Source organism: uncultured Campylobacter sp. (genome assembly GCF_938045595.1).
Taxonomy (GTDB): domain Bacteria; phylum Campylobacterota; class Campylobacteria; order Campylobacterales; family Campylobacteraceae; genus Campylobacter_B.
On the sequence record NZ_CALIBB010000161.1, the window covers coordinates 1 to 1,905 of the forward strand.

Annotated in this window: 2 protein-coding genes; one reads left to right on the forward strand and one right to left on the reverse strand. The window is 39.1% G+C overall.

Annotated features, from left to right (window positions below):
- Window positions 1-394: class I SAM-dependent methyltransferase (locus Q0340_RS06615; protein ID WP_298082649.1), on the forward strand; the 394-nt coding region annotated here is incomplete at its 5' end.
- 436 nt (window positions 395-830) lie between these two features.
- Here the strand turns inward: Q0340_RS06615 and Q0340_RS06620 are convergent.
- Window positions 831-1,751 (reverse strand): hypothetical protein, encoded by a 921-nt coding sequence (locus Q0340_RS06620; RefSeq protein ID WP_298082650.1) that lies wholly within the window; start codon window positions 1,749-1,751, stop codon window positions 831-833.
- Window positions 1,752-1,905 lie beyond the last annotated feature (154 nt).

Here is a 1,905-nt window from a genome sequence, read left to right on the forward strand (position 1 = left end):
GTCTTTTAACAAGCAGCTGTGTGAATCAAACGCGCGTGCAGAGGGGGTTAGCAACGTTAGCTTCGAGCAGGCCGACGCTACGCGGTTGCCGTTTGAGGACGAAAGCTTCGATGCGGTTACAAGCAACTACGTCTATCACAACATCATGCGCAAGAACCGCCAGGAGCTGCTTTTAGAGACGCTCCGCGTGCTTAAAAAGGGCGGCAGCTTCGCAATCCACGATCTTTTTTCGCGCGGAAACTACGGCGACATGGATGCTTTCATCGCGCGCCTTAAGGAGCAGGGCTATGAGCGGGTCGAGCTCATAGACACGACGCAGGGGCTTTTTATGGGCCCACGCGAAGCCAAATGGCTGATGCTCGGTAGCTCAAAATTGCTGGTGGGCAAGAAATAGATTTTTTGTAAATTTAGATTTAGGCAAATTTGAAGACGGATTAAATTTTAATCCCACCCGCTTTTAGCCGAATCCAAATCTTTAGGCTAGACTAATATATAATTGGCTATTTATCTCAAAAAAGAAACCGCGAAAGGAATTATTTCGGCCGAGGGCGTTATCCTTGCTGTGGGCGCGCTAACGGTCGCCATCGGATATTTTGTGCTTTTAGCAGCATTTATCCTATAGTGGTATAGGCTGCGAGAGATCAAGACCGCTTAAATTTATCGTATTTGTTCTGTGAGCTAAGTGCATGCGGGTAGAACCTGCTGCCGAATTTTAATTTTGTGATTTTATGCAAAAAATCCGCGCCTCAAATTTAGCAAGGATTGCCCTCGGCATAGGCATAGCCGCCCTGTGCGATTTTACCGCTCATATCTACTATTTTTGACATAGATTACTCCTTATTTTGTTTAAATTTGTTTTTAAAATCTGCATAATTCATATATGCTTTATATGGTTCCCATAATATGCCCATATATAAGCCCTTATAATTTCCGCAATTATCTATACCTATTCTATACATAGAATAATTTTCTAATATAATCTTATTTCCTTTATCTCCAATAATTTCAACGCTTTCTTTAGTAACGTCAAGTTTATTTTTATCCATCCAATCATTTAAGGTGCAAAAATCATCACTTTTATCAATACGTTTAAGGGCTAATAGCATTCTTAGCGCTAGCCTATTATCGTTTTTGTATATGATCTTCTTGCTTTTTCCGGTAAGTAAATCAAGCAATTTAATCTTAATAGTAGGATCCTCGGCTATAAACAAAGAATCATATCGATAATACTCGCTATAATGGTTGTCCTCATTATTAAAGTAGATAGAATAATTAAGTTCCCCTTTATCATTAAAAAGCTTGCTATCCTCCCATGGATACACCACGCTTTCATCATCTATAGCTTTTAGTATGGATTTATCTATCGGCGCAATTTGTTTTCCGTCTTTGCAAATTTGTCTGCCGATAGACAATAAATTTTCTAAATTTAACTCTTTAGGTATTTTCCAAAATTCGCAATTATCATCGGGGCGCTTGTCGCCGTTGCAAGGTTGGATTCTGAAAAACGGGATATTATGCTTGTAATTATACTCTTTATGATGTTGTTGCAAATACTGCTTAAACGCTATCTCTTTTAATTCGTTATCCGATAAGATGCCAAAATGCAGAGGATTGGTGCAAACTCCGACGTAGTTTAAGCCCATATTTATAGGCATATAAGGGATAAATGTCAAAATGCAGATGATAAAAATCGCAGAGATTATATAGTGGCGTTTTATAAGGCGCAGAGAATTAACAAAGAATTTTTTCAAATTTGCCCCCTTCAGATTTCGTGCAATGATAGCCGATTTAAGCTTAACTGGCAAGATATGATATTAAAGCCGTAGCGGCTAAGCTTTTTCAGGCGCTATTTAGCATTAAAAGCGCCTTATTTTGTTGATTCAAGCGAAAATTCTATCAAAGCCG